Below are 25,973 nucleotides of genomic sequence, written 5' to 3'. Positions count from 1 at the left end.
TATAGAACCGGGGTTTCGGAATCAGTGCACGCATACGCCGGCGAGGCGTCAACCCCAGTAGGCCTGCCCACCGTCGAGGGGAAGTGTCGCGCCGGTCAGGTAGCCGGCGTCGGCTCCAACAAGGAACACGATCGCCCGGCCAATGTCCTGCTCACAATCGCCCACCCGGCCAAGCGGAATGGTCTTGAAGAACGCGGCTGCTTCCTCTGGCCGCTCCGTCATCCAGCCTTTCATGCCTGGCGACATCGCATGCGGCGCGACCGCGTTGACCCGGATGCCGTCCACGCCCCATTCGCAGGCCGCCGCGCGCGTGAGCGCCCGGATGGCTTCCTTCGCCGCCGCATACGGGCCGTAGCCCGACGCGTCCCAGCGCACCGCAGCGGACGAAGCGAAATTCACCACCGCGCCGCCACCTTTCAAGTGCGTATGGCAAGCGCGCATCATGCGCAGCGTCGCCAGCGGCCCCGAATCGAGGCCCGTCACGAAGGCTTCGTCACTGACCTCCAGCAAGCGGCCCAACGGCACGATCTGCGCATTGTTGATGAGGATGTTGAGGCCGCCATAGCGGTTCACCACCTGTTCGACGCAGTGGTCGATCTGTTCCTTGACCATCATGTCGCAGACGAACGCGTCCGCTACACCGCCGCGGCGCCGGATCTCTGCACAGGTGTCTTCCAGCTTGCCCAAGGTCCGCCCCACCACTGCCACCCTCGCACCCTCTGCTGCAAGCGCGTAGGCGATCCCTTGCCCCACGCCCTGGCCCGCTCCCGTGATCAAGGCGATCTTGTCCTGCAGGCTGCCCATGTCTATCCCCGTTGAATGTCGTTCAGAAAAGCCCACATGCCTCATCGCGGGCCTGTGCATTGAATGGAAATCTCGACACCACACCTGAATACCCGTGAAGGCGTGGCGTCCGTTCCCTGAGCGGGTCTACGCCTGATTCTCCGGGTCGTCGACGAGTGCCGGTGCACTTCGACCCGCGAACAGAATTCTTGCCATTCCATCGGCGAGATCCATCGCTAGCGTCGACGTTACGACGCAGCGCGTCACAGCGATCTTCCAAACGCCATCGAGCTTGCGATACTCGTCTTCGTAGTACGCGCCCAGTTGCGTGACCACGCGATCGCGCATGTTGATGAGGTAGTAGAACAATCCCCAAGTGCCGCATGCCGCCGTATCGTCGACGAGCGCAATCTGCGGATTCGCTCCGTGATGCATTTCGACGATATGGTCGTGGCAGCCGAGTCGTTCGAACACGTCGACCAGTTGATCGCGGTCGCTGAACACGCCGATACGCCCGTAGTCGATCAACACCTTGCCCGGCGCGAAGCAGTCGCGCACACCTTGCGGGTCCTTCCGATCACAGCAAAAGAAGTAGCGCGCCTTGAGGCTGCGGATCGCCTCCATGTCTTCGAGCCTGCGCAGCCGCGCCCCCAGCTGGTCCATTGCCGTCATGTAGTCTCCGTGTTCCCAGGGTGATCGAAAGCGATGCCCTTGCGCCAAGTTTCAAGCTCCACTGCAAGGCTCAATCATCCATTCAGACTAACTGGGACGGGGGCTGGGATCAGGGCTAACCCCATGCCGCCCTCTTACTGCTCTGCAACATAGGCGCAGCGGCTGGCGGTCCCAGCCGCGCCACCAGACACCCAAGGTTTCCCCCTAATTCAAACAGACTAAGACCCGGCAAATCGGCGGTGCTAGCCTGAGCCCATACAAAATCATCGCTCTGCCGCGCCCCGGAATGGCCGCGCAAGACGAACCCTGGCTGAACTGGACGGAGACACCATGAAACGCATTTCCCGAAAACTCAGTGTCGTTGGCGGATGTACGGTCGCCTTGTTGGCGCTCGGCGGCTTCGTGCGCACGCATGCAGGCGATGCCAGTTCAGACAATGGCGCGCGCGCGGCAGCCTACGCCAACCTGGACCCGACCGGTTGCGCGCAAAACTGCCCGATCGTCAGCCGGAATCAATTGGGTATCGCCGCGCTCAATACGCTCGCGGCGCATTGATTCGATCGATCGCGGCCTACGCCATGTCGCGCGACAACGATGGGGGGGCGCATCGGCCTGATCGGTCCGATGCGTCGTTCATGGCATCCTAAAAGCCGTTTCGAAGCGCGTGATGAACTGCTCGCACTCTGTCTCCGGCAAATGATTGATTCCCGCCGCCCGCTTTCTGCCGCCGCCGGTGTCGAAGCCGCGGCAGAAATCATCGGCGCCCAGCGCTTTGCCCGCCGGCACCCGCACGCTCACGACGAAGCCGCCATCGGACTTCGGCGATAGGACCGCGAGCGCGCTGTCCGGCCGCGCTTGCATCAGTTCGTTGGCAAGCACCCCGGTCGCGCGCCGCGCCCACGCTTCGTGAGGAAGCCTGACCAGTGTGGCGCCGCTCACCTCCCGTTCGGGACGCAGTGCACGCGCCTTTCCCATATCTTCACGATAACCTTCGCACAGCGCCGCGAAAACGCGGGTCTCCCGCATGAAATCGCTCGGGTCGGCGAACGGCAATATCGCCTCGGCCAATACGGCAGGGTCGAAGTGCAGGTCGTCGACGGTTTCGCCATAGGCGTTGTAGTTCAGGTGACGTCCCAGTTGCGCGAGCGAGACAACGGTTTCGGGTGCGAGTCCATACGCGTGGGCGAGCGCCTGGCCGAGCTGCGGCAGCTCATCGCCGAAGGCCGCGACGATGGCCCAACGGACATGTCGTCCGCCCAGGTAGCCGTTGACGATCGAGCTGGTGCACACATCGGCCGCGGTGTTGATATGAGCATCGAAGCCCGGATGAGCCGGCAGATCGCCCGCAAAATGATGGTCGAAATACCGGACCTGCGCGCCGGTCCGCAACAGACGGCTGACGTCCTCACCGTTCTGTTCGTGCGAGACGTCGAGGACAGTGACCTGATCGCCGCGACCGGCTTCGATACGCCGCAATAACTGAATGTCGCGCTTGACGCCGGTGACCAGAATGGCCTGCGGCGCCTCGGCGAGCCGTAACTGTTGCAGCGCGCAGAGTCCGTCCGCGTCGCCGTTGAAGGCGAAGAAGTGAGTCGCTGTGGCGGCGGCGCGCGAGTCTTCCGAGCCCGCAGCGCCGCTGCGCTGATGCTGATCCGTGACGATAGGCTGGGTCACAGTGTGTCTCCAAATGGGTCGAGTCAAGGCATGAAGTCGCCGCCGTTGGCGTCGAGTGTCGCGCCAGTGATGACCTTCGCGTAGTCGGACACCAGAAATAATGCCGCTTTTGCGCAGTCGTCGTCGGTCGGAATGTGTCCGAGCGCGATATTCGCCGCGATCGGCGCGATAATCTGCTCCTGCGGCACATTGTAGGCAGCCGCCGCCTGCCGGACGTGCTCCTGCACCGGCGCGCCCCACATCCAGCCCATGTGGATGCTGTTGGCCCGGATCCCGTGCGGCCCAAGTTCTCGCGCGAGATACTTGACTGCCACCGCCAGCGCGCCTTTGGACGCCGCATAGCCCGATTCACCCGGAAACGGCTTGCGCGCCGCCTGCGTGTTGATCATGACGATCGCGCCGCTGCCGCGCTTTTTCATGTGCGGCACCACTTCGAGCGTCAGGTTCATGGTGCCGAACACGTTGGTGTCGAACACCGAGCGCCAGCCGTCCAGATCGGCCTCTTCGATCGGCTCGGGGAATTTGCCGTGCACAAATGCGCTGTTCACCAACGCGTCAATCCGGCCGAAGCGCTCGATCGTCTGTTCGACCAGGTTCTTGCATTGCTGCCTGTCGGTAATATCCGCCGTCACCTTCAGCACCTGACAATCGACGCCCAATTCGCGGATCCGCTGTTCCGCCTCATCCAGTTTCGCCGCAGTGCGGGCGGCGACAACAACCGCGTGCGCACCCTCGCGCGCGGCCTCGACGGCAAGCTTGATACCGAGGCCCGGACCGATGCCTGATACCACGACGACCTTGTTTCTCATGAGCATGTCAAAGACTCCCTTGATAGTTATATGAGTAGCAAAATTCCAGGCAGCGGTTTTGGATGCGCCAGCCGTCGCCGGTGCGCACCAGTTCATCCGCGTACCAGATGCCGAAGAACATCACCTTCTCACCGCCATCGGGCTGCCGCATCACCATCGGGTTGTGGCACATCGTGCGGGCAGTCGCCGTCGCGCCTTGCAACGCGATGCTGATATTGCCCATCATGTGCTGGCTGCGCGGAAACTGCGGCAATGCCTTGGCCAGAAACTGCCGGGCCTCTTCGAGCGTGCAAAGCGGGCCGCCGGTCGCGCGGTAGTCGATCACGGCGTCGGCGGTGAAAACGCGATCCAGCGCGGCAAAATCGCGCGCATCGATCGCGGTGCCGTAATCGATCAGTAAATCGGAGATGTCGGCCCGGTCGAGCAGGTACTGCAAATCGCGCGGCATGACTTTCCTGTGTGTGTCGACGATGAGTGGGCGTTATGAATGCGTGCGCACCGCGCTGACTGCACGGGCAATCGCGCGTTAAGGCACCGCGGTTACGCCCGGCAAAATATGACGCTCACGGTACGGTGCAAAGTCGCGTTCAAGCTGCTCCACGCTCAGTCCGAACTCCGCAAGCGTGTAGTCGTGTACGGCGCGCTTGTCGCGGCTGTTGTGCGACAGCCATGCCTTCATCGCTTCGCGGACGTCGTCCGGAAACGGCATGCCGGCAAAGCGATACACCCGCTCGATCACGCCGAACGGATCGGTCACGGTGTCCTCGAAACGGATGTCGAGAAAACACCCGGCCGGCAGCGCGGCGCGCACCGCCATCGCGTGGTGAACCGCGCGCCTCATTTGCGCGGACCACTGCCCGCCGACCACTTTGGCGTCCGGTGCGTCGGCAAACATTTTCCACAGGGTGTGCGCCATGCTGGCCATCGACGGAATCGTCATGGTCGGATCGCGGTGGGTCAGCACCACTTTTGCGCGCGGGAAGACCTTGAACAGGCGTTCGAGGGTATGCAGATGCTGTGGTGTCTTGAGTATCCATCGCTGCGCATCCGGCACGCCGCGTTGCCGCTTTTGCCATTGCAGGAACTGCAGCATCTTTTTCAGGTATTCATAGACGGAGGTCTGATCCTGCTGCGCGAGCCAGGCCGTATACGTTGGGACGTTCGCATACGAGTCCATTGCGCACATGAACGAGTGCTCCATCAGCATGAACTCTTCGTCCGGCTGCATCGCATCGAGCGGATGAATTGCGAGAATCTGCGGGATGGTCTCGATCATCTGCTCGACCTCCGCACAGGCCGAGGCGATGCGCGACGCGGGATGCTCGACCGCTTCACCCGGCAACGGTGCCGGGTAGCGCGTTTCCCACCAGGCCGCTGAGTAGAAGCGCGGGTCGGCGGCCAGCATGCGTTGCAGCAGCGTAGTGCCGGTCCGCGGCAAGCCGACAATGACGAGCGGATCATCGATCGGCTGCGTGAGGATCTCGGGATAACGCCGGCAATAGTCTTCGATGACCAGCCGGTTGACCAGTTGCGCCAGCACCTTGCCGTACAACATCGCCTCGCCTTGCGGCGACAGGTTAGCCTCGCGGGTCAGCGAATGGATCAAGACGTTAAGCGCCTCACGATAGTTGCCGGCGCCGAAATCGGTCAGGCCTCCCGAGCGTTCGATCGCCAGCGCCAACAGGCTGTCTGCGTCGAGGCGGGTTGCCGTGGTTGCGTCGGTCGTCATGCGGCCTCCTCAAGCGTTTCGAGTTTGACGACCCGTGCGACCGGATGAACCGGCTGCGCGGCGCCGACCCAGCGCCAGCACATCGTGCCATTGCGGTGCCCCGCCGTGTCGAGCCAATTGGGCTTGCCCGGATTGCGTGCGCTCAGGATCAGCGTCACGCCGCCATTGGCTTCGTAGCGCGCCGAATGTTTGTTAATGCAGATGGTGTGGTGCCGGTAGTCGAGCGATTCCATCCAGTAGTTGTTGATCTGCAGGTTCCAGAAGTCGCATTCGGGTAGGGACGCCGCCTCGATCACCAGCGCCTCGTCGTCGCCGAGGGTCCAGTACGAGTGGTAGTAGAAGATGTTCGGATCGCCGCCCACGGCCTGGCAGACCGCCTGGTCGGCGGGCGGCAACTGGTTGGCGTGGCGCTGATAACCCTCGGCCCAATCCGCGAAGAGACGTGCGGTGTTCTCGACGAAACCGGCCGCGCGTAGCAGGCCGGTGTGCAGCATCGCGGGATCGAGCGCAGCCGGCTTGTCCGTCGAACCGATGCGCTCGATCTTCAGTTGGGCGGGCTTCTCCGACTTGCGATCGAGAAACGTCTGCCGCGCGATCAGCGCGTTGGTGCCCGGCTCCATACGTACCCAGTTGCCTTCGTGCGGCCGTTGGCTCAGCACGATTTCAAAACTGCCGTCCGCCTCGACCGCCAGATGGTTGGCATCGATAAAGCCGGTCTGGGTCATCTTGCCGTCAGTCTCGTAGCCGCCCTTCTGCGTGCCGAAGCTTAAATACGCCACCGTGCCGCGCTGGCCGGAAACCCGATAGTCGTGTGCGCCGTTCAGGCGTGCATATTGGTAGAGATTGTCCGGGTTATCCGCGCCGATCTTCGCGGTTTCATGCGATGGCGAGAAGAAGCCGGGGAAATCCGCGTCCGCGAATTCCACATGCATTTCAAGCGCAATCCGCAAGAGCCGGCTCAGATAACGAAATCCTTCAGTGCGGGTCAGCGCGTCGTTGGGCGCCTCCGCCCGGAGAATCTGCTGGCCGCTGCGTTTTAGTGTCTCGCAGAAATCAGCCCATGCCTGGCCGGAAAGAAGCTGTTCTTCACTGGAATGTGCTGCCATGCCGGGTCTCCGTCGTGTCCTTGAAAGCACACGATACAAGTGGACGAATCCCGCGCTCTTCGTCCGACCGGACTAACCTGGGTTTACCCGCCAATAGTCCACCTGGACGAAGAGCGCGACGGCACGCCCCTGACAGGATGATCGCGCGCGACAACGCGCGACAACCCGCTTTCCAAGGAGTCTTATATGTCCATTCAGCAAAACCTGGTGACATCGATCAAGGTCGAGATCGATGCGCCTGCGTCGCTTGTGTGGGATGTGCTCACCGATCTCGCGCAGTATCCGCAATGGAATCCGTACACGGTCAAAGTCGAATCGACGCTCAAAATGGGCGAACCGGTCAACCTGTTCCTGCCGAACCCTGCCGCGCCCGGCGAACTGCTCCACGTGATCGAGCACCTGGTGGCGTTCGACCGCCCGACGCTGCTGTCGTGGGAAATGATCCCTTCAGCCGGCAACCCGGATGCGGCGCGCCGCGATCAGGTAATCGAAGCCACGGGCGAGGCAAGCTGTACTTACTATTCGACTGACCTGTTTCTGGGGCCGACGGCGCCGGTCGTGATGGCCACGCACGGCGATTGGGTACGCCTGGGTTTCGACGCGGTCGCGCGCAGCTTGAAAGTACGAGCCGAGTCGCTCTACCAGGCCGCGCGCGCGGCGCAGCCAGGCTAGTCCCGTTCGCACGGACAAATCGCGCCCCATGCGTTTTTTAGTCTGGTCGGACGAAGAATCCATCTGCACCGGACCAGTACTGTCTCCTTCAAGCGCGGCCCCTCATCTTCGTCACGGGGCCCAGCAAACGACAAGGAGACTCACGATGTTGACCCACTTGGAGCGTCTGGAAGCAGAGAGCATCCACATCATGCGCGAGGTGGTGGCCGAATGCGAAAACCCGGTGATGCTGTACTCGATCGGCAAGGACAGCTCGGTCATGCTGCATCTCGCGATGAAGGCGTTCTATCCCGCCAAGCCGCCTTTTGCGCTGTTGCACGTCGATACGACGTGGAAATTCCGCGAGATGATTGCGTTTCGCGACCAGACCGTCGAGCGGCTCGATCTTGAACTGCTGGTCCATATCAACCCTGAGGGTGTCGAGCAGAACATCAATCCGTTCACACACGGCTCGGCGGTGCATACGGACATCTGGAAGACGCAGGGTCTGAAACAGGCGCTCGACCATTATGGATTCGATGCCGCCTTCGGCGGAGCACGCCGCGACGAAGAGAAATCGCGCGCCAAGGAACGCATTTTCTCGATCCGTTCGGAACAGCACCGCTGGGACCCGAAGATGCAGCGCCCCGAACTCTGGCACCTGTACAACGCGCGCAAACGCAAGGGTGAAAACATCCGCGTGTTCCCGATTTCGAACTGGACCGAGCTCGACATCTGGCAGTACATCTACCTGAACGAGATTCCGATCGTGCCGTTGTACTTCGCGAAGGAGCGTCCGGTGGTCAAGCGTGACGGCACGCTCATCATGGTCGACGACGAGCGCATGCCACTTCACAGGAACGAAGTACCGGAGATGAAGAAAGTGCGTTTCCGCACGCTCGGCTGCTACCCGCTCACCGGCGCGATTGAGAGCGAGGCCGATACGTTGACCGGCATCATCCAGGAAATGTTGCTGGCGAAGACGTCGGAGCGACAGGGACGGTTGATCGACAGCGATTCAGCCGGTTCGATGGAAAAGAAGAAACAAGAGGGGTACTTCTGATGGCACATGTTTCCACCATGATTGCCGACGACATAGAGCAGTATCTGTCGACGCATCAAACCAAAGGGTTGCTGCGCTTCATCACCTGCGGCAGTGTCGACGACGGCAAGAGCACATTAATCGGCCGGCTGTTGTACGAGTCGAAGATGCTGTTCGAAGACCAGCTCAGCCAGCTCGAAGCGGATTCGAAAAAAGTCGGCACGCAAGGCGGCGATCTCGACTTCGCGCTGCTGGTCGACGGACTCAGCGCCGAGCGCGAACAGGGCATCACCATCGACGTCGCTTACCGTTTTTTCTCGACCGAGAAGCGCAAATTCATCGTCGCCGATACGCCGGGACATGAACAGTACACGCGCAATATGGTGACCGGCGCCTCCACGGCCGACGTCGCGATCATCCTGATCGATGCGCGCAAAGGCGTATTGACGCAGACGCGCCGCCATAGCTACCTGGTATCGTTGATCGGCACCGGGCGCATCGTGGTGGCGATCAACAAGCTGGATATGGTCGACTACGCGCGAGACGTGTTCGATCGAATCGAGGCCGAGTATCGCGAGTTTGCCAGCCAGATCGGGCTGGAAAATATCGTCTGCATCCCGATGTCCGCGCTGCGCGGCGACAACGTCACCGAGCCCAGCGCCAACACGCCCTGGTATCAGGGACCGGCGCTGATGGAATATCTGGAAGCCGTGCCGATCGAAGACGATGCGCAACGCAACAAAGCGTTCCGCTTGCCGGTGCAATGGGTCAACCGGCCGCACCTGAATTTTCGCGGCTATGCGGGCAACATCGTCTCAGGCAACATCCGTCGCGGTGAACGCGTTCGCGTGCTGCCGTCGGGCAAGGAAAGCCGTATCGCGTCGATCATCACCGCCACGGGCGAGTGTGACGCGGCAACGTGCGGACAATCGGTCACGCTGACGCTGGAAGACGAAATCGATGTCAGCCGCGGTGACGTGATCGCGTGCACCGACGCGCCGCCCGCCGTCGCCGACCAGTTCGAAGCAACCCTCGTCTGGATGAGCGACGAGCCGATGCTGCCAGGCCGTCCTTATCTGCTGAAGATCGGCACCCGTCTGGTGGGCGCCACCAGTGCGCAGCCCAAATACAAGATCAACGTCAACACGCTCGAACACCTGGCGGCCCGCACGCTCGATCTCAACGAAATCGGCGTGTGCAATCTCAGCCTCGACCGGCCGATCGCGTTTGACACCTACGCCGAGAATCGCGATACCGGCGGCTTTATCGTGATCGACCGGCTGACCAACAATACGGTCGGCGCCGGCATGCTGCATTTCGCGTTGCGGCGCTCGCAGAACGTGCATTGGCAGGCGATCGACGTCGATCGCGCGGCGCATGCTGCGCTCAAGGGCCAAACGCCGCGCATCGCGTGGTTCACGGGTTTATCGGGCGCAGGCAAATCGACCATCGCCAACCTGGTGGAGAAGAAACTGCACGCGCTCGGCAAACACACCTATCTGCTCGATGGCGACAACGTGCGTCATGGGTTGAACAAGGATCTCGGCTTCTCCGAGGCCGACCGGGTCGAGAATATCCGGCGTGTCGCCGAGGTCGCGCGTCTGATGACGGACGCAGGCCTGATCACCCTGGTGTCGTTCATTTCGCCCTTCCGTGCCGAGCGCAACATGGCGCGCGCGCTGCCCGGCGCGGGCGTGTTCGTCGAGATATTCGTGGACACGCCGATCGATGTCGCCGAACAACGCGATCCCAAGGGACTGTATAAGAAAGCGCGGCGCGGCGAACTGAAGAACTTCACCGGCATCGACTCGCCGTATGAGCCGCCTGAACAGCCGGAAATCCGCATCGACACCACGACCGACTCGCCCGAGCAGGCAGCGGAGCGCATCGTGGCGTATTTGCTGGGCGACGGCAATCCGCACTAACGTCCTCACGCCGTCAGGCCGCCGTGTTACCGGTGCGCCGCCCCATCGACTAGATCAAACGGACGATGTGGGCGGCGCGCACGTTTGTATGATCGTCTCAAACACAAGAAGAAATCTTGAGTCCATGTTCATCGGAGACACCGAACATGTCGATGGAGATGTCGACGGATTGCGACAGTATCGCTTCCGAATACTTTGACGCTGCTGCGCTTGGCCCTCGGCAATTGAGTGCGCTGCTCGGCCTCGTCTATCAAGGGCCTTTGGAAGCGACACCGTGGTCGCGCCTGCTGGAATGCATCCGGCAGCAGCTCGACGCGAGTTTTGTCACGCTGGTGCTGCGCAATCCGGCGAGCGACCGGCCTGGCCTGATCGTCAATGCGTCCTCCTATGGCACGCTATTGCCGGGCGAGCCGTCCTACAGCGAGCACTACTATGCGATGTGCCCCTTTACCACCCTGCCCGCCGGTCAGGTGCTCACCGCCGACGAACTGTTTGGCGAAGCAGCCTGGTGCGAGCATGAGTTCTATCTGCAATACCTGAAGCCGCTCGATCTGCGTTATATCCTCGCGGCCAACATCCGCACTGACGACGGCGTGGAATGTGCGTTCTTTGTCAGCCGCGCCCATCGCGGTTGCGACTATGGCCAGGCCGACAAGGCATTGATCGCCATTCTCCTGCCACATCTGAAACGTGCCGTCGATCTGCACTCGACGCTCGACGTTCTCGAGTCCGAGCGCACCTTGTACGCGGGCACCATCGACCGCATGCTGGTGGGCACCGTGATCCTGGATGAGCATGGCAAGGTGATGAAGAGCAACGGTGCGGCTGATCGTCTGTTTGCGAAGCAGGATGGCATTTACATCAGCCACGATGCCTTGCATGCGCACTGCCCGCTGGAGAATCGCAAGTTCCAGAAGACAATTCAGTCGGCGATTAACAATCACTTGATCGCCGCTACCGCACGCGTCGAGGCGACAACGCTGTCACGGCCGACAGGTGAAATGCCGCTCAGCGTTCTGATGCGCCCGATTCCGCTCAACTATTGCGCGGAGGACAAGAAACGGCGGCCCGCCGTCGCCGTCTTCATTCGCGATCCCGCCGGTTCGCCGCAGAATGCGCGCGTCATGCTGCGCAAGTTGTTTCGCCTGACGCCGACCGAAACGGAACTCGCCCTTCTTCTGGTTGACGGCCTCACACTGGACGAAGCCGCCGATGCGCTCGGCGTGACGAAGAACACGGCACGAGCGCATTTGCGCGGCGTATTTGCGAAAACGGGGGCGACACGCCAGGCGGTACTCGTGAAGACGCTGCTCAATAGCGTCGTTTCGATGGTGTGAAGCAAGGTGCTGCGGGCGCCCCTCCGCCAGTAGGGAGGCGCCGCAGTCAACTTTGCACGGCTTACTTCAGACGCGCCTGCAACTCGTTGGCAAGCTGCCTGGTTGCGGCTTTGGTTGGCGCGTCGCCAGCGAGCGCATTAAGCAGGCCAAAGTCGTGGATCGTACCGTTGTAGCGGACAGTGGTAACTTCATCGCCCGCAGCGTCGAGTTTGCGACCATAGGCCTCACCTTCATCGCGCAGCACGTCGGACTGCGCTACCTGGATCAGCGCCGGCGGCAGACCCTTCAGCTGATCCGTCGAAGCACGCAGCGGTGAAGCGTAAATCTCGTTACGCTGCTTCGGATCCTTTGTGTAAGCATCCCAGAACCACTTCATCATCGGCCGGGTCAGGAAATGACCTTCCGGATAGGCGTTGTACGAGCCGTCGTTGAAATTGTTGTCCGTCACCGGCCACATCAAGCCTTGAAAGCGAATTGCGGGGCCCTGCCTGTTCTTCGCCATCAGGGAGACGACCGCGGCCATGTTGCCGCCGACGCTGTTGCCCACTACCGCGAGGCGGCTGCCGTCCACGCCGATTTCATTACCATGTTCCGCGACCCACTTTGTGGCCGCATACGCCTGGTTGATCGCCACGGGGTAACGCGCTTCGGGCGACGGCGTGTAATTGACAAACACCGCCACTGCCCCGGATTGCACGACGAGGTCGCGCACCAACCGCTCGTGGGTCTGGAAGTCCCCAAGGATCCAGCCGCCGCCGTGGAAGAACATGAAGACCGGCAACGTGCCCGTTGCGCCTTGCGGCCGCACGATCGTGATCGGCACGGTGATACCGTCCTGCTCGATGGTCTTGTTCGACACATCAATGCCGGACAGATCCACCTTGACGCTGTTCTGCGCGCCGATCAACACCTGGCGCGCCTGGGCCGGTGTCATCGTGTTGATTGCCGGTCCCGTGCCGCTGTTCAGCGCTTTCAGGAACTGACTGGTCACCAGATCGGGCGATGCCGGTGTTGCCGGGCCTGCGGCAATGGCGAGCGTGGAACTGACTGCAAGAACGGTGGCGAGCAGCAACGGTTTGAAGGTCTTCATGGTTTGTTCCTCTGTGAGCCGGTTGGACGCGTGGTTAAACGATCGTGAGCGTGACGTCGATGTTGCCGCGGGTGGCGTTCGAGTACGGGCAGACGATGTGCGCCTTGTCGACCAGTGCCTGGGCCGCTTCGCGTGCCATGCCGGGCAGGGAGATCTTCAGTTCGACTTCGATACCGAAGCCGTTCGGGATCGCGCCGATGCCGACGCTGCCGTCAATCGAGACGTCCGCGGGGATAGCGACCTTGTCACGCGCTGCCACGAACTTCATCGCGCCGAGGAAGCAGGCGCTGTAGCCGGCGGCAAACAGCTGTTCGGGATTAGCGCCTTCGCCGCCCGCACCGCCCAACTCCCTGGGCGTGGTCAGCTTGAAGTCGAGATTGCCAGCGGGGACGACAGCACGGCCGTCGCGGCCGCCGGTAGCGTGAGCATGGGCGCGGTAGAGAACTTTTTCGAGTGACATGGTGAAACTCCTTTAAAAGAGGACAGTAATCAGGCTTGCTATCTACTACTAGATAGATTAAACCGTAAAAAAACAGATGATTCGACATCACATCCACCCCCTCGTCTATCTACTCAGAGATAGACGAGGGGGCCAAACAAAGAGGTGGCTCACCACCTCATATCGACTGCGTTATCGCGCAATCCTCACCGAGGCCTCGACATCTTCCAGTCGAGCCTTGGTGTGAAACAGCCGACTCGCCAGCACACTGCCCTGAAAAGCCGCATAGAGGGCGCGCGCCGCGTTTTCCGGTTTGCCGTTCACCGCCAGCGTATGTTCCTGCGCGCCTTGCGCCAGAACCTTGGCCAGCCAGCTTTCGTTAGCCTTAAAAAAAGCCTGCACTGCTTGCCGGATGTTATCGGGCAGCGACCCGATATCGGCAGCGAGCATGCCGCACAGGCAGATCTGGTCGCCGTTACCCAAGGTCCTGCCAAACAGCTTTCCGTACTTGCTGAGCTTTGCGTCGGCCGGCAACGAAGCGTCGATTGCGTGGATGGCGTTGAGTACTTCCTTGCTGTACTCGTTGACCGCTTCCAGAACCAGATCGTCTTTCGACGGAAAGTAGTAATGGATGCTCGAGGTCTTTACGCCAACCAGACTGGACAGATCACGGTAGCTAAACCCGTTGTAACCACGCAGCATGATGAGCGTGATTGCGTGGTCGAGGATCTGTTCGCGCACTGTTGTTGTCGTTTCCATGGGTCGAACTATATCTACTCATAGATAGATTGTCAAGCGGCTCCGTTTTTTGGTTTTGCGTGAGCTGTCGATCCGTGCGATGTCATCATGCCGGACCTGCAAACTGCCTCACATCAGGATGTATGACAACGCGGAGGTGCTGGTCAACGCACGCGATGCGGCAGATACCACGAGTGAAACCGGCTTCGCGACGCTCGACGCGCACCTTGAAAACGACGCGACTATGAATTTTTTCTGTCACCTAAGACAATTTTGTGGATATTCGCCGGATACACCCAGTCGCGAGCCTGGCGCTCGATGAGATCCATAAATGCGGGGGGGCCACTGCAGTAGATCTGCGTGTTCGCATGAGCCGGGCTCATCGCGTGAGACGTTGTCTGCTCCAATCGGTCCGCATTCAAGCCAAAATGGTGATGGACCCCACCCTCGCTTTTAAGTGCGTCGAGTTCTTCCCGAAAGACTGCACGTTCAGGTGATCGAGCGAAGTTGTGCAGCTCGAATTTTTGACCTGCCGAGGCAAGCCGATTCGCGATTCCCGCGATCGATGCGGCGCCAACGCCTCCAGCAAAAAGTATCGATCGTGTGCGATCGTCTAAAACAACGGTAGGACTCCGTGGCGTTACGATGAACGCCTCATCTCCTTGACTCAATGAGATGTCGGCTGTTGCTGTGTCCGTTCTGCCATCATCCTGTCTCACAGCGATGACATAGGCCCGCGGCTGAGACGTAGAACCGCACAGGGGATATATTCTCTCCTTGCAGATGACGTTGTCGTGAACAAGTGTGACGCAAGCGCCATCGTCAAACGATGGAAGCTCCGATCGAGATCTGGTTTGAAGTTCAACGGCATGGTAACTCTCGGCAAGTTGCCATTTCCGTGTGATGATGACCGGGAGGAGGTTGTCGTGCATGTCTTCTCCAATAGGACCTTCGACTTCCGAAATCGGGAGTTCGTCGATGTATGGATTGCATGAGATGGCCGGTCCAGGAAACTGTTCGAAGGACCGCTGAATGTTAGATTCAGGTTAGGGCGCGAGAAATCCACGAGCAAGCCGTCCAGCGCGCATACCACCTATATAACTGCGCTGATAAAGGGTGGCCGTTGGTTTGGTGTCGCAAGGGGTCTGGCTGGTCGACCGAACGAAAGCTCGTAGTAAGTAAGCGGTCGCCCCATTCTTCAGTTCGAAGATTTGCGCTGTTCAACCGCGCCTCAGGCGCCAAAGTGTGAGTGCATCGTGAACCTCGAACGCCGCCACACCTTCTCGTTCAGCCCTAACGGCGAAGACTTCCTGCTCGACGGCGAGCCGTTCCAGATTCGCAGCGGCGAGATGCACCCGGCCCGCATCCCGCGTGAGTATTGGCAACATCGAATCAGGATGGCCAAGGCGATGGGGATGAACTGCATCGCCCTGTACATCATGTGGAATTACCACGAGACGCGTCCGGGCGTGTTCGATTTCCACAGCGGCAACCGCGATATCGAGGCCTTCATCCGGCTGTGTCAGTCCGAGGGGATGTGGGTGCTGCTGCGCCCCGGGCCTTACGTCTGCGCCGAATGGGATCTTGGCGGCCTCCCCTCCTACCTGTTGAGCGATCCGAACGTCCAGTTGAGGACCGACTCGGCCACCGATGCACGCTACATGGCGGCGGTGGCTCGCTACATCGAGGAACTGGTCCCGCGTATCAAGCCGTTGCTGATCCATCACGGCGGACCGATCCTGATGATCCAGATCGAGAATGAATTCGGTTCGTACGCGAGCAATCCTGCTTACCTCGAAGAGCTCAGGCAGCTTTGGCTCAAAGGAGGCGTAACCGGTCCGTTCTACACCGAAGACGGCCTCCCGCAACTCGAACGCAATCGCACCACGGTAACCGGCGGTGCGATTGCCTTGAGCAATGGCGACGTGGCACAAATCGCGACGGTCCGCCGGAAATTCCCCGCGGTGCCCGCGATCGCCGGTGAGGTGTACCCAGGTTGGCTCACTCACTGGGGCGAACCGGGTTTCGCAGGGGTGAACTACGACCTCTCGCAAATCTTGACCGCGTTCATGCAGTCGAAGCGGTCGTTCAATCTGTATGTCATTCACGGCGGCACGAGCTTTGGTTTTTATGCCGGCGCGAACGTGGATGATTCAGGTAACTATCAGCCCGACATCACAAGCTACGACTATTCGGCGCCAATCAGCGAGCAAGGCGTGGCGACGCCGAAGTACATGAAGTACCGCGACATCATCGGCAGCTACCTGCCTGAGCCGTTGCCCGATATACCTGACGCCATCGCCACGCTCGAATGCACGAGCATTGATGCCTTGATGCCAACGCTCTACGCGTCGATCTGGGACAACCTGCCCACGGCGCTGCCGCGCGAACAGAGCATCGAACCACAGTCCTTTGAAAGTTATGGCCAGGCGTTTGGCTTCGTGCTGTACCGCAAGCAGTTGCAAGAGTATGCGAGCGGTGTGCTGGATATCAGCAGTGTTCATGACTATGCGACCGTTTTCGTCGACGAACACTACGCGGGCGGCGTGTCGAGGACACAAATATCACAGGAGTACGCGCAGCCGCTCCAAGTGATGCATCGCGCGCCGCTCGCCCTTCCTTTGCCGTTGCGGAAGCCCGAGTCGAACCCGGGTGGCCCGGTATCGTTAGAGATCTTCGTGGAGGGCATGGGGCGGGTCAACTTCGGCCCCGCGCTCGTCGACCGCAAAGGACTGCTCGACCCGGTCAGGGTGAAAATCGCCGATGGGTCGTTCTCCATGCTCAAGGGCTGGGAAGTCTTCCTGCTGCCGATGGATGAGACGTTTATCGCCAACCTGAAGGGAAGCTGCACGAACCCGCTAAAGCCAGGGCTGTTTTTCAAGGCCAGCTTGCTGCTGGAAGAAGTCGGTGACACCTGGCTCGACATGAGCAACTGGACCAAGGGCGCCGTCTGGGTCAACGGGCACAATCTCGGACGCTACTGGAATATCGGTCCGCAAAGGCGCTTGTATTGCCCTGCCCCGTGGCTCGCGCAAGGTGACAACGAGGTGCTTATCTTCGACTTGCACCAGACCAAAGCGACGCCGGTTGAACTGGCGGATACGTTGTCTTAGCGCGAACCCCGCGGGCCGATGGCAGGCATGCGGCCACATCCACTTCACTACGCCGTTTCAACGACCGGCAACAATTCCAGCGTGAGCACTTCGAACGGCGCCAGCTGGACTTCCTGCGGCACATCAGCGTCTAGCAAAGCTGGAATATCGGAGGCCCCTTCACGCCAAATGCTACGTGAATCGAATCGCCCCGCCGCCGCAGCCGGCAACTCCAGTTGTCGCCGCAGATCCAGCGTGAAGCGTTGCGCACGGCTGTCCGGATTGCGCAGCGTGACGATCGCCTTGTATTGCGTCCACGCTGCCCAACCGTAGACCGCTTGTCGGTCCGGCGCTCCGCCAATCCAATGGCTGTCGCGCAGTACGTCGCCGTTTTCGCGCGCCCATCTGGCGGCGTCCGCGAGCACATCCCAGTCGTACTCGGTGAGCAGCGCTGGCGTAATGTACAGCTCCTGCAATTGCGTGCCGCTTCCAAAGTAGGAACGCACCTCGCTGGGGAAATCATCGCCTGCCGCCGTGTTGAGGCGCGGATTGCACTGCGCGTAGAGGATGCCGTGCAGCATCAGCGAGTTGAGCGGGAAGAGCGGACTGCGCACCACGACGTTGTGATACGTCTGCGCGTCGCGGTACGTGATCCAGCGCTCGCGGTTGGTGCCGGTTCCCGCCAGATCGTCGTCCCTGCCACCGCGCCAGATGGAGTCTGCGTAGCGTAGCCAGAACGGCGACGGATGCGTCCCTGTAGTGAGATTGATGAAGGTATCGGGTTTGACCGCGCGGATGTGCTCGATGAGATGGATCGCCGCGTCCCAATCGCTATCGATGATGCTGCCTGGAAACACCCTGTCGGCGTTGCATGTCCCGTCGAACTTGAACTGGTTGACGCCGTCCTCATCAAGCAAGGCCATCACGACTTCATGAAAGCGTCGATAGTAACTCGGTCCCGAGAGCGCGAGTCCGTCATCGATGACCTCATATCCGGCAGCGCGGCCGCGCGTCACGCGCTCCTGCTTTGGCGCTCCGTAGCCACCCCACGGGGACAGCCATACGCCGGGCGCGGCGCCGTATCGTGCTGCAGCGTCGCGCAGCGGAACGAAGCCATGCGGAAAATCCTTGCTGAAATGCCAGCCGCCGCTAAGGTCGTCCCAGCCATCGTCGAACAGAAACGAATCGATCTGCACGCCGCGCGCTTCATGCAACTCGCGGCCGATTGCTTCGATGCGCTCCAGCGCCTGCTCCTGCGTGTACGGCGTGAGGTAGCCGATGTCGCCCCAACTGTTGTAGTGGAGAAACGGGCGATACGGGTGCGCCCGCTCCCGTTCCAGATAGGTGGCGAAGTCACGCCGCAATTGACCGTCGCGCGCTACGCCGGCCACGGCGGAGTAGACCAGCGTCCTGTTCTTTTCTAGCGGCAGCGCGCGTTGCAGGGTAAAGCTGACGCTGTCGCCGTCCACATGACTTTCCGCCAGGGGTAGCTCGAAGCCCAGATAGAAGTTGCCCGCGATGACGGGCATGCCCTTCAGTTCACTGCTGGCATGCGCGTCAGCAGCACGCGCCTCCAGCAATGAAACGACGGCGATATCTTCGTCCTGAAGAAGCGCCGTAATCGCTAGCTGTTCGCGTAGGTATCGTGAGCCTTCGCGCTGCTCCACACTCCATTCCACCTTTAGACGGCCTTGAGCGTCGACGAGGGTGGCACTCACGCGTCGGCCGGCAATTCGTTCGGCCAGGCGGGACGCGTGGGGGTTGGGTGCGAGTGTGGTTTCGTTCAGCGGAGCAAGGAGCCTCAACTCGGCCACGCCCACGGTACTTCCGTCAGCGAGCCATAGCGCGAACGGCGCGACGATGGGCAGCGTGCGCGCCCCCGCGAAATCGATCAGTGAGAAATCGGCGACACGTTCGTCCTTGACCGTCCAGCGCAACGCGAGCGCGTCGTTACCGAATGAGTAGGCATCGCCCCTCGTCTGGAAGATGGGCATGCCGGCTTGCGTGGGCAAAGTATCGTTGGCGCGCATTGAGAGGCCTGTCTCGAGCAGGAGCAACTTCCATAGAGTACCGGCAATGGCGTGGCGCGTCCAAGCCGCCCGCTGGGATATTCGGACCTGCTAAGACCCAGCGGACGCCCGTGGTTCGATCTTTACTGCGACCCGCAGCTTCCGGATCAGCACCTCGAGCTGCGTCAAGCCGATCGAGCAATCCGGCAAACGCTCTTCGAGGTGTCCGTCAGAAGAGTTGAGCGCCGAGCTCGCGCAGGCTGTTCCACTTGACGGTGCTGATAAATGACCGGCCCGTGGTGTCGAGCGATTCGATCATCGCCCGTTGTCCGCGCGCTTCGGCGACGACGCGCACGATACGCGCGCGGTAGCGCAGCAGCGCCCCGATCGGCGGGCACAACGGTTCCCGGCGAATCCGCAATCGTTTCTTTTCCATACCGTTATCTAGTTACAAATCCAGCCAGTGTCTGAGCCGCTGTACGGTACGGCGTCCCTGGGACAGATGCTACCAGGTCGGCCGACCGTCGTCCAGGTAGCTTGAAACATGAGGCATGTTTTTGCATCAAGAGCAGGGATAGGCTTTACCTACAAAGTGCAACCCTATGCTTTACAACAGAGCCGACGTCAAGTCGGCTCTGTTGCATCCGGATCCAACTTTGAAGGTCCCTGTTCGACCCGTTTCCGCCTTACGCACTTCCCGAAACCGCCGTTCCAACGCGCAGAAACCGACGCTCACTGTCGGCTATTCCCGCTTCCAGAAGCCGCAACAAGCCGGAGTTTGTGCAGCGGCACTCGCGGTGACCCCGACCGCCGCAGCACACGGTAGACGCATCGGAGCGACTCGAATCCCATCATTTTTATCCGGGTGTTATTGACAACATTTTTACCCGGGTATAAATTGGCGCCCGTTCCCGATCCGAGGTCCGCGCGGTGTCACACGATTTCCCCTGTCTATATACATCCTTCGACGGTCATCGGCGTATTGCGTCGGGTCCATTGGAAATGGTCGCCCGAGCGGTTAAACAGGCAGTCGAGACCGGGGCCGTGGGCCCCGTCCTGATTTTCGATGACACAACCGGGCGTTCGATCGACATCGATACGAGAGGCTCGGATCACGAGATGTTGGCGCGTCTCGCCACGCACCCGGCTAAAGCCGATGATCGTGCCGGGTCGGCGCAGCCTGGCAACCCATTCGACGCCGCTATCAACTCGCCCGAAACTGGGGAGCCGGTAGATCAACGTCGCGGGCGGGGGCGTCCCAAGCTAGGGGTAGTAGCTCGCGAAGTTACTCTGCTGCCGCGTCACCGGGAATGGCTGACTGCACAGCCCGGCGGTGCTTCCGTAGTTTTGCGAAAACTGGTCGATGAAGCCAAGCGAACGCACGGCGAGAAAGACAGACGTCGCAGAGCGCAGGAGCGTACCTACAATTTCATGTCTGCGATGGCCGGAGACATGCCCTTTTTCGAAGAGGCTGCGCGCGTGCTTTTTGCGAACGATCAGCAACGCTTCCGCGATCTTGTTGCTGCGTGGCCCGGGGACGTGCGCGATCACGCCACCGCGCTCGCTTTCGGTACTAACCATGATCGTGCCGTTTAACGCCTAGATAGAAAGACAAAAAATGACCACAATCGACTTAAATTCAGGCGCAACAGCGGCCGTCCTTAACGAAGTCCATCTTGTCGATCTTCCCGTTACGGGAACAATCCCGCAAGATCTCAATGGCGTACTGGTACGCAATGGGCCCAATCCACTGCGTGGGCATTTCAACGGAAACGACGTGTTGGATTGGTGGCCGGAAGATGCGATGCTGCATGGCATCTCTCTGCAGGGCGGCCGTGCAACGAGCTACAGAAATCGCTGGGCTCGCACAAAGAGATGGGCACACGTACACGACCCGGATGCCTCACTGATGCTGCTTGATACGAATCCGAACGTGAATGTGCTTTACCACGCAGGCGAAATTTTGGCATTGGCTGAAGGCGGTGCCCCGCTCGCCATAACAACCGAGCTCGAGACACTCGGCGCGACACTTTCTCATCCGGGACTCGCAAACGGCATGACCGCCCATCCGAAAGTTGACCCCAAGACGGGCGAACTGATGAGCTTTCGCTCGGATTGGAAAAAGCCGTATTTGCGCTATGCCGTGACGGACGCGAACGGCATGCCAAGCGTTGAGCTCGACATTGAGATGTCATCGCCCTCAATGATGCACGATATGGCAATCACCGCCACCCGCAGTATCTTTCTAGATCTTAATGTCGGATATGACTTTTCGATGCTATCCCGTGGCCATCGGATGCCACTACGTTGGCGCGACGACCATAAGGCGAAGCTGGGGATCATTCCTCGCAATGGCGGCGACGTGCGCTGGTTTGAAATAGCGCCGTGCTTTATCCAGCACGTGGTGAATGCATACGACGCAGACGAGGCTACAGTTGTTCTAGACGCGGTTCGATATCCACGATATTTTCGTCTCGAGGTGGATGGTTTGACCTTCGAGGACCCCCCACTGGGAGTTCTGTGGCGCTACGTCATCGACCTCGACAGAGGAACGGTGATTGAAAAACAAATGGCGGATATTTGTATCGAGCTGCCTCGTATCAACGAAGGACGAACCGGCCGCCCGTATCGATTTCTCTACGCCGCAGAGCAACCTACAAACACTGAAATTCGAGGTGTCGTTCGCTACGATCTCGAGTCCGGTTCAATACAACGATATAGGGTCCCGGAAGGCGATTCAAACAGTGAACCAGTGTTCGTAGCGCGTCCTACGTCCTCGTTCGAAGACGATGGTTGGCTGCTCGTCTGCGTCTATCGTCACGCAACGGACACCAGTGATCTAGTAATTCTCGACGGCAAGAATATAGAAAGCACACCTATCGCGACAGTACCGCTGCCTAGACGAATTCCCGCTGGATTTCACGGGGCATGGTTGTCAAAAGACTGCTAGGTTGCCGCGACAGTCTCCCTCGCTGCGATGTATGCTGGCCGGCAGCAGCGAGTCCTTGAATGGCTGTTCATGAGAAAAATGGGAGGGCAACCTAAAGGCCCGCTGTTGGCCGAACCCAGTCCGATGGCGTAGTGCGCGGCTTCAAGAGCCTTCCTCGGGCGCCACTGCTATGACGCCCGGAGTAGGAATACATCAGAGCATCTCTGGTGTCTCAGTGCACCGGTTCGATCTTGAAATCATCGACCGCTACACCAAGGTCTATGCCTTCACCGCTGCCGCTCAACGCCATCGACGTCGTTCCCTTGGTCAGCACCTGGGCAGTACCGCTACTCCCCGCGCCGGCCGAAGCACCGGCCTGCGCGTAACTGCCGTACACATCCTTGATGCTGTAGACGTGGGTGATATCGCCGTGGCCGGTGACGTGAAACTTGCCGGCCGTCAGGCCGCCGCCGTGCACGCTGATCTTGACTGCGGACTTTTGCCCATTGTCGCAAGTCACTCTGCCGTGTCCTTCGGCGTGCTGATAAATCGCCGACCATCCGGACATGCTGAAGGTCAGATGGCATTTCACCGGCGCGCCGCCTGCCTGAGCCGAGGTGGCGGTCAAGCCCGCCAGGGCACCCACGCACAGCAACGTGGCGGCGGTCGATACAAGGGTATGCTTGCTCATAGAAGTCTCCTGGGACCTGAACATAGGTTAACCAGTGTAACCGTCATTCGCGGTGGGTCGGCGGACGGCCACCCAAATGTCGATGCGGCAGTGCGGGCGAACGCCGGTTCATGGCCAACCCGCTCCCGTGCCGAATTTCCGTGATCTTTAAGGCTGCCGTCTTCCCAGCGCACTCCGTAACGTGTCCTCGCCAAGACCAAAGACAGAAACCACGATAAGCGTCGGCCACACTTGCTGGTTGGGCGAAGCGACCAATGCGCAAGAAATACAGGTCGTTTGGACAATCTCCAGCCTATTGCCTGCAGGCAACAGGCTAGAGAGTACAGTTTGTTACCTCAGGATGGAGGTCGACGTCGCGCTTGACGTATCAGTTCACTGGTTCTGGATCAGCCGACCAAGTGGGGCAAGCGGACCGACCGGCATCAACTCGTAGGTCATGAGCCCGTCAGCCACGAGCGGCAGCGCGTCCAGCGTTGCCCTGGCTTGCTCGACCGACTCGACGTTCATCAGAAAGATCGGGCCAGCCTTTTCACGAAACCAGAACTGCTCGACCTTGCCCTCGAGATAGAGCTTGAGCGTGGCCGGGACCTCATTAGGCATGTGTTGCTGGAGCTTGTCGGGTGTGAGGGTTGGTTGTGCGGATGCGATGGCAAAAACTTTCATGAGTGACCTCCTTAGTCAATCGTCATTGCGATGTGCAACGGGGATCAATCTAGCCCTCGAACGCAAAAAACTGTATCGTCGTAAATGCCAACTTTATGGTCATTTACGCCATGCGCATTTCCATACTCGTCCTTGAAGGATTGTTCGACACGGGGCTCACCGTCCTGCTCGACGCGTTCACGCTTGCAAACAAATTCTCGGCCGGACAAATGGGCGGAATGCCTCATTTCGACGTGTCGATCGTTGGCGTGCGGAAGAAGGTCCGGACCGGACAAGGACTGGCAATCCCCGTGCAAGCCGTCACGGCAGGCCTGAAGCCGGACTGGGTGATCGTTCCGGCGCTCAATACCGGGTCACCGGAGCAGTTGGTCCCCGCTCTCGAACGAGCGGATGTGCGTCAGGCTAGGGCGCAACTGCTCAAATGGCATGCTGAAGGCGCGCTTATCGCCGCGTCCTGTATCGGGACGTTCCTTGTGGCGGAAACAGGACTTCTCGATGGTCGGGAGGCGACTACGACCTGGTGGCTCGGTCCGTTGTTCCGGCAACGCTACCCCAATGTTTTGCTCGACGAATCTCGCATGCTGGTGCCGTCCGACGTGGGTGTGACGGCTGGCGCAGCGATGGGGCATCTCGATCTCGCTCTCTGGTTGATACGCAGAGCCAGCCCGGAGTTGGCTGCGCTCGTCTCACGCTATTTGCTCGCCGACATACGGTCCTCGCAAGCGCCTTACATTATCCCCAATCATCTGGCTCAGGCAGATCCACTCATTCAGCGCTTCGAACTGTGGGCGCGAGACCATCTCAAGGCAGGGTTCTCGCTGAAGGAAGCCGCCAACGCACTGGCGACGAGCGCACGCACGCTGCAACGGCGTTGCCAGGACGTGCTTGGCAAATCGCCGCTTGCCTACTTTCAGGACCTGCGTGTCGAGCGTGCGCAGTCTCTCCTCCATGGCAGCGGCCTGGGCCTCGATGCCATCGCAGCCGAGGTGGGTTACGTCGACGGAGCAACGTTGCGCACGCTCCTGCGCCAACGCCTGGGACGAGGCGTGCGCGATCTTCGTGCCGACCTGCGCTGATGGCTTGTGAGACGCCGAGTGCACTGATTCAGGCCGGGATTGGCAGCGTTATACTTTGCGAACGTCCGCCACCCTGCGTCATCGCGCAGCGCCTGACCCAGGGACTTGAGGGGTTGAACGGCGTCGAAGTGCTCGGCGCGACTGAGGCCAACATCGTCTTTTGTCGATTGCCCTCCGCGATAATCGAATCACTACTTCAGGCGGGGTTCGAGTTTTATCACGATCGCTGGGGACCGAACGTCGTCCGGTTCGTGACCTCCTTCTCTACCACGGTTGAGGATGTCGACAACCTGCTGGCGCATGTGACGCGCGCCGCCGTCGCCCGTTAATCCGGGACCCGCCGGGACCCGCCTGGATCCCGAGGTTCAGAACGCGTGCCGCACGCCTAGCATCACGCCAAGCTGTTCCGCGCCTGGCTCGACCGTACCGCCGGCCGCCACCGACGTGCTGCCGTTTCGGCCGTTGATCATGCAAGCCACGGACGAATAGACCGACGTACTCTTGCTCAGAAAGTAGCTGGCACGCGCAACCAGTTCAGTCGAACTCGTCACGCCCGACTGGATGTATTTGTCGACCTGCGTGTCGAGTGCCAGCGACGCTATCGGCGTATAAGTGAGTCCGAGAAAGTACAGGTTATAGACCATGCTCCCAGCGCCAGCCGACAGGTTACGGTGAATCCAGCCACCGCCTACTTTCACGCTCGGAAGCTTGAAATAGCCATCGACCACAGAGCGAGAGTCGGTGTAGGCGCTATGGGTCAGCGGCGCAGACGCCCCCTCGTTGCCCCGCATCCGGTCATACGACACCGCTGCCCCGAAACGGGACGAATCGTAGGCAATCAAGCCAGTGTATTGCTTGCAGGCGAGGAAATTGCCGGCCACCTGCCCCGGGCAATTCGTCGCGGAGGGGCCGGCGGGCCCAGCTGCGTCACGCCCGAAACTGTACGTGGCGCCGATGGTTACGCCCGCAAATTTTCCCATATAGCCAATGGCGTTGTCGCTGCGCGCATTGGGAAGATAGTTGTCGAAGACGTACAGCGAATGAATCGACGGTCCGATAACGTCGGCGCTCAGGAGCGCGTAAGTCGTCATGTTGACCTGCCGCCCAAGCGTCACCGAGCCGTAGGCGGTCTGCAGCCCCACGTTCGCCTGTCGCCCGAACTCCCGGCCTCCGTAATTGAAGCCGCCAGTGCCCGGCGCAAAGCCGCTCTCGAGCTTGAAAAACGCCTTGTTGCCGCCCCCGAGATCCTCCACGCCCGTCAAGCCCCACTCCGAAGGCACTTCGCCAGTCAATGTGGGCACACCGGTAAAACTACCGCCACCGGCAGCGTGGTTATAGTATTCGACTCCCGTATCGATGATGCCGTATAGCATGACACTGCTCTGGCTGTAGGCCATGCATGACACCAGCATGAGTGAAGATAACGCGACGCTCCTCAACACACTACGCACCTCCATTGACGTCTCCTTTGTTTTTACAACTGGCGTTCTTAATATATGGCCTACTAATCAAATAAAT

26 protein-coding genes are annotated in these 25,973 nt (G+C 60.3%); 10 read left to right on the top strand and 16 right to left on the bottom strand.

What is annotated here, in order from left to right; translation table 11 throughout:
* Window positions 1-48 precede the first annotated feature (48 nt).
* A complete protein-coding gene (locus GNZ12_RS11520; RefSeq protein WP_172310454.1) occupies window positions 49-804 on the bottom strand; it encodes an SDR family NAD(P)-dependent oxidoreductase in 756 nt (251 codons plus the stop codon).
* A gap of 126 nt (window positions 805-930) precedes the next feature.
* Entirely contained in the window at window positions 931-1,455 is a 525-nt protein-coding gene (locus GNZ12_RS11515; RefSeq protein WP_172310453.1) for a nuclear transport factor 2 family protein, read from the bottom strand.
* 330 nt (window positions 1,456-1,785) lie between these two features.
* Here GNZ12_RS11515 and GNZ12_RS11510 point away from each other — a divergent pair, with 330 nt between their 5' ends.
* Window positions 1,786-2,010 carry a hypothetical protein gene (locus GNZ12_RS11510; RefSeq protein WP_172310452.1) on the top strand — a complete coding sequence of 75 codons (225 nt, stop codon included), beginning with the start codon at window positions 1,786-1,788 and terminating at the stop codon, window positions 2,008-2,010.
* A 78-nt stretch (window positions 2,011-2,088) separates the two neighbouring features.
* On the opposite strand, the gene GNZ12_RS11505 is transcribed toward GNZ12_RS11510, so the two are convergent.
* From GNZ12_RS11505 to GNZ12_RS11485, 5 genes are all read right to left on the bottom strand, one after another.
* The gene (locus GNZ12_RS11505; protein WP_328805985.1) at window positions 2,089-3,129 is read right to left on the bottom strand and encodes an acetyltransferase; all 1,041 of its coding nucleotides are present in this window, start codon (window positions 3,127-3,129) and stop codon (window positions 2,089-2,091) included.
* A gap of 23 nt (window positions 3,130-3,152) precedes the next feature.
* Entirely contained in the window at window positions 3,153-3,944 is a 792-nt protein-coding gene (locus tag GNZ12_RS11500) for an SDR family oxidoreductase (RefSeq protein ID WP_172310451.1), read from the bottom strand.
* A gap of 1 nt (window position 3,945) precedes the next feature.
* Window positions 3,946-4,374, bottom strand: coding sequence for a nuclear transport factor 2 family protein (locus tag GNZ12_RS11495; RefSeq protein ID WP_235993690.1), 429 nt, complete (start codon window positions 4,372-4,374; stop codon window positions 3,946-3,948).
* A 90-nt stretch (window positions 4,375-4,464) separates the two neighbouring features.
* Window positions 4,465-5,667, bottom strand: a complete 1,203-nt coding sequence (locus GNZ12_RS11490; protein ID WP_172310449.1) for a sulfotransferase family protein — start codon at window positions 5,665-5,667, stop codon at window positions 4,465-4,467.
* Window positions 5,664-6,773, bottom strand: a complete 1,110-nt coding sequence (locus GNZ12_RS11485) for a DUF1214 domain-containing protein (RefSeq protein WP_172310448.1) — start codon at window positions 6,771-6,773, stop codon at window positions 5,664-5,666. The genes GNZ12_RS11490 and GNZ12_RS11485 overlap by 4 nt, the downstream gene beginning before the upstream one ends.
* 186 nt (window positions 6,774-6,959) lie before the next feature.
* Between GNZ12_RS11485 and GNZ12_RS11480 the strand changes: the two genes are divergently transcribed.
* From GNZ12_RS11480 to GNZ12_RS11465, 4 genes are all read left to right on the top strand, one after another.
* Window positions 6,960-7,445, top strand: a complete 486-nt coding sequence (locus GNZ12_RS11480; RefSeq protein WP_172310447.1) for an SRPBCC domain-containing protein — start codon at window positions 6,960-6,962, stop codon at window positions 7,443-7,445.
* A 28-nt stretch (window positions 7,446-7,473) separates the two neighbouring features.
* Window positions 7,474-8,487, top strand: coding sequence for a sulfate adenylyltransferase subunit CysD (gene cysD, locus GNZ12_RS11475; RefSeq protein WP_172310446.1), 1,014 nt, complete (start codon window positions 7,474-7,476; stop codon window positions 8,485-8,487).
* Window positions 8,487-10,391 carry a sulfate adenylyltransferase subunit CysN gene (cysN, locus tag GNZ12_RS11470; RefSeq protein WP_172310445.1) on the top strand — a complete coding sequence of 635 codons (1,905 nt, stop codon included), beginning with the start codon at window positions 8,487-8,489 and terminating at the stop codon, window positions 10,389-10,391. Before cysD ends, cysN begins: the two co-directional genes overlap by 1 nt.
* A 152-nt stretch (window positions 10,392-10,543) precedes the next feature.
* Window positions 10,544-11,728, top strand: coding sequence for a helix-turn-helix transcriptional regulator (locus GNZ12_RS11465; protein WP_407947692.1), 1,185 nt, complete (start codon window positions 10,544-10,546; stop codon window positions 11,726-11,728).
* 61 nt (window positions 11,729-11,789) lie between these two features.
* Here GNZ12_RS11465 and GNZ12_RS11460 read toward each other — a convergent pair whose 3' ends face one another.
* The 4 genes from GNZ12_RS11460 to GNZ12_RS11445 all read right to left on the bottom strand — a co-directional run bounded on the left by GNZ12_RS11460 (window position 11,790) and on the right by GNZ12_RS11445 (window position 14,927).
* Window positions 11,790-12,818: an alpha/beta hydrolase gene (locus tag GNZ12_RS11460; RefSeq protein ID WP_172310443.1), complete on the bottom strand. Its 1,029-nt coding sequence runs from the start codon at window positions 12,816-12,818 to the stop codon at window positions 11,790-11,792.
* 34 nt (window positions 12,819-12,852) lie between these two features.
* Window positions 12,853-13,278, bottom strand: coding sequence for an organic hydroperoxide resistance protein (locus GNZ12_RS11455; RefSeq protein ID WP_115106322.1), 426 nt, complete (start codon window positions 13,276-13,278; stop codon window positions 12,853-12,855).
* A 171-nt stretch (window positions 13,279-13,449) separates the two neighbouring features.
* Window positions 13,450-14,016, bottom strand: coding sequence for a TetR/AcrR family transcriptional regulator (locus GNZ12_RS11450; RefSeq protein ID WP_172310442.1), 567 nt, complete (start codon window positions 14,014-14,016; stop codon window positions 13,450-13,452).
* Window positions 14,017-14,237: 221 nt separating this feature from the next.
* Entirely contained in the window at window positions 14,238-14,927 is a 690-nt protein-coding gene (locus GNZ12_RS11445) for a ferredoxin reductase domain-containing protein (protein WP_172310441.1), read from the bottom strand.
* Between the two features lie 324 nt (window positions 14,928-15,251).
* On the opposite strand from GNZ12_RS11445, the gene GNZ12_RS11440 reads away from it, so the two are divergent.
* Complete coding sequence (locus GNZ12_RS11440; protein WP_172310440.1) at window positions 15,252-17,108, top strand: beta-galactosidase; 1,857 nt, start codon at window positions 15,252-15,254, stop codon at window positions 17,106-17,108.
* Between the two features lie 47 nt (window positions 17,109-17,155).
* Here GNZ12_RS11440 and GNZ12_RS11435 read toward each other — a convergent pair whose 3' ends face one another.
* Window positions 17,156-19,117: an alpha-galactosidase gene (locus GNZ12_RS11435; protein WP_172310439.1), complete on the bottom strand. Its 1,962-nt coding sequence runs from the start codon at window positions 19,115-19,117 to the stop codon at window positions 17,156-17,158.
* A 208-nt stretch (window positions 19,118-19,325) separates the two neighbouring features.
* A complete protein-coding gene (locus GNZ12_RS11430; protein WP_172310438.1) occupies window positions 19,326-19,532 on the bottom strand; it encodes a hypothetical protein in 207 nt (68 codons plus the stop codon).
* Between the two features lie 494 nt (window positions 19,533-20,026).
* Between GNZ12_RS11430 and GNZ12_RS11425 the strand changes: the two genes are divergently transcribed.
* Window positions 20,027-20,692, top strand: coding sequence for a DUF2239 family protein (locus GNZ12_RS11425; RefSeq protein ID WP_172310437.1), 666 nt, complete (start codon window positions 20,027-20,029; stop codon window positions 20,690-20,692).
* Between the two features lie 22 nt (window positions 20,693-20,714).
* Entirely contained in the window at window positions 20,715-22,046 is a 1,332-nt protein-coding gene (locus GNZ12_RS11420; protein WP_172310436.1) for a carotenoid oxygenase family protein, read from the top strand.
* A 211-nt stretch (window positions 22,047-22,257) separates the two neighbouring features.
* Here the strand turns inward: GNZ12_RS11420 and GNZ12_RS11415 are convergent, their stop codons facing one another.
* Together GNZ12_RS11415 and GNZ12_RS11410 are read right to left on the bottom strand one after the other, a co-directional pair.
* Window positions 22,258-22,716 carry a hypothetical protein gene (locus tag GNZ12_RS11415; RefSeq protein ID WP_172310435.1) on the bottom strand — a complete coding sequence of 153 codons (459 nt, stop codon included), beginning with the start codon at window positions 22,714-22,716 and terminating at the stop codon, window positions 22,258-22,260.
* 372 nt (window positions 22,717-23,088) lie between these two features.
* On the bottom strand, window positions 23,089-23,379 hold the full coding sequence (locus tag GNZ12_RS11410; protein ID WP_172310434.1) for a hypothetical protein: 291 nt from the start codon (window positions 23,377-23,379) through the stop codon (window positions 23,089-23,091).
* 110 nt (window positions 23,380-23,489) lie between these two features.
* Between GNZ12_RS11410 and GNZ12_RS11405 the strand changes: the two genes are divergently transcribed.
* On the top strand, window positions 23,490-24,455 hold the full coding sequence (locus tag GNZ12_RS11405) for a GlxA family transcriptional regulator (protein ID WP_172310433.1): 966 nt from the start codon (window positions 23,490-23,492) through the stop codon (window positions 24,453-24,455).
* Window positions 24,456-24,568: 113 nt separating this feature from the next.
* Window positions 24,569-24,784: a hypothetical protein gene (locus GNZ12_RS11400; protein WP_235993688.1), complete on the top strand. Its 216-nt coding sequence runs from the start codon at window positions 24,569-24,571 to the stop codon at window positions 24,782-24,784.
* A gap of 36 nt (window positions 24,785-24,820) precedes the next feature.
* Here GNZ12_RS11400 and GNZ12_RS11395 read toward each other — a convergent pair whose 3' ends face one another.
* Entirely contained in the window at window positions 24,821-25,912 is a 1,092-nt protein-coding gene (locus tag GNZ12_RS11395; RefSeq protein WP_172310432.1) for a porin, read from the bottom strand.
* Window positions 25,913-25,973 lie beyond the last annotated feature (61 nt).

It is taken from the genome of Paraburkholderia solitsugae, assembly GCF_013177695.1.
Taxonomy (GTDB): Bacteria; Pseudomonadota; Gammaproteobacteria; order Burkholderiales; family Burkholderiaceae; genus Paraburkholderia; species Paraburkholderia solitsugae.
Note: the sequence above shows the minus strand (reverse complement) of the source record. Positions and strands in the feature narration are given on the sequence as shown.

What these genes read in the sequence shown, in the direction of transcription:
- GNZ12_RS11465 (WP_407947692.1), top strand. Translation starts at nt 10,544, where the DNA reads ATGGAGATGTCGACGGATTGCGACAGTATCGCTTCCGAATACTTTGAC.
- GNZ12_RS11480 (WP_172310447.1), top strand. Translation starts at nt 6,960, where the DNA reads ATGTCCATTCAGCAAAACCTGGTGACATCGATCAAGGTCGAGATCGAT.
- cysD (WP_172310446.1), top strand. Translation starts at nt 7,474, where the DNA reads ATGCGTTTTTTAGTCTGGTCGGACGAAGAATCCATCTGCACCGGACCA.
- GNZ12_RS11435 (WP_172310439.1), bottom strand. Translation starts at nt 19,117, where the DNA reads ATGCGCGCCAACGATACTTTGCCCACGCAAGCCGGCATGCCCATCTTC.
- GNZ12_RS11415 (WP_172310435.1), bottom strand. Translation starts at nt 22,716, where the DNA reads ATGAGCAAGCATACCCTTGTATCGACCGCCGCCACGTTGCTGTGCGTG.
- GNZ12_RS11455 (WP_115106322.1), bottom strand. Translation starts at nt 13,278, where the DNA reads ATGTCACTCGAAAAAGTTCTCTACCGCGCCCATGCTCACGCTACCGGC.
- GNZ12_RS11405 (WP_172310433.1), top strand. Translation starts at nt 23,490, where the DNA reads ATGCGCATTTCCATACTCGTCCTTGAAGGATTGTTCGACACGGGGCTC.
- GNZ12_RS11445 (WP_172310441.1), bottom strand. Translation starts at nt 14,927, where the DNA reads ATGCACGACAACCTCCTCCCGGTCATCATCACACGGAAATGGCAACTT.
- GNZ12_RS11520 (WP_172310454.1), bottom strand. Translation starts at nt 804, where the DNA reads ATGGGCAGCCTGCAGGACAAGATCGCCTTGATCACGGGAGCGGGCCAG.
- GNZ12_RS11395 (WP_172310432.1), bottom strand. Translation starts at nt 25,912, where the DNA reads ATGGAGGTGCGTAGTGTGTTGAGGAGCGTCGCGTTATCTTCACTCATG.
- GNZ12_RS11430 (WP_172310438.1), bottom strand. Translation starts at nt 19,532, where the DNA reads ATGGAAAAGAAACGATTGCGGATTCGCCGGGAACCGTTGTGCCCGCCG.
- GNZ12_RS11510 (WP_172310452.1), top strand. Translation starts at nt 1,786, where the DNA reads ATGAAACGCATTTCCCGAAAACTCAGTGTCGTTGGCGGATGTACGGTC.
- GNZ12_RS11420 (WP_172310436.1), top strand. Translation starts at nt 20,715, where the DNA reads ATGACCACAATCGACTTAAATTCAGGCGCAACAGCGGCCGTCCTTAAC.
- GNZ12_RS11460 (WP_172310443.1), bottom strand. Translation starts at nt 12,818, where the DNA reads ATGAAGACCTTCAAACCGTTGCTGCTCGCCACCGTTCTTGCAGTCAGT.
- GNZ12_RS11450 (WP_172310442.1), bottom strand. Translation starts at nt 14,016, where the DNA reads ATGGAAACGACAACAACAGTGCGCGAACAGATCCTCGACCACGCAATC.
- GNZ12_RS11490 (WP_172310449.1), bottom strand. Translation starts at nt 5,667, where the DNA reads ATGACGACCGACGCAACCACGGCAACCCGCCTCGACGCAGACAGCCTG.
- GNZ12_RS11485 (WP_172310448.1), bottom strand. Translation starts at nt 6,773, where the DNA reads ATGGCAGCACATTCCAGTGAAGAACAGCTTCTTTCCGGCCAGGCATGG.
- GNZ12_RS11410 (WP_172310434.1), bottom strand. Translation starts at nt 23,379, where the DNA reads ATGAAAGTTTTTGCCATCGCATCCGCACAACCAACCCTCACACCCGAC.
- GNZ12_RS11500 (WP_172310451.1), bottom strand. Translation starts at nt 3,944, where the DNA reads ATGCTCATGAGAAACAAGGTCGTCGTGGTATCAGGCATCGGTCCGGGC.
- GNZ12_RS11515 (WP_172310453.1), bottom strand. Translation starts at nt 1,455, where the DNA reads ATGACGGCAATGGACCAGCTGGGGGCGCGGCTGCGCAGGCTCGAAGAC.
- cysN (WP_172310445.1), top strand. Translation starts at nt 8,487, where the DNA reads ATGGCACATGTTTCCACCATGATTGCCGACGACATAGAGCAGTATCTG.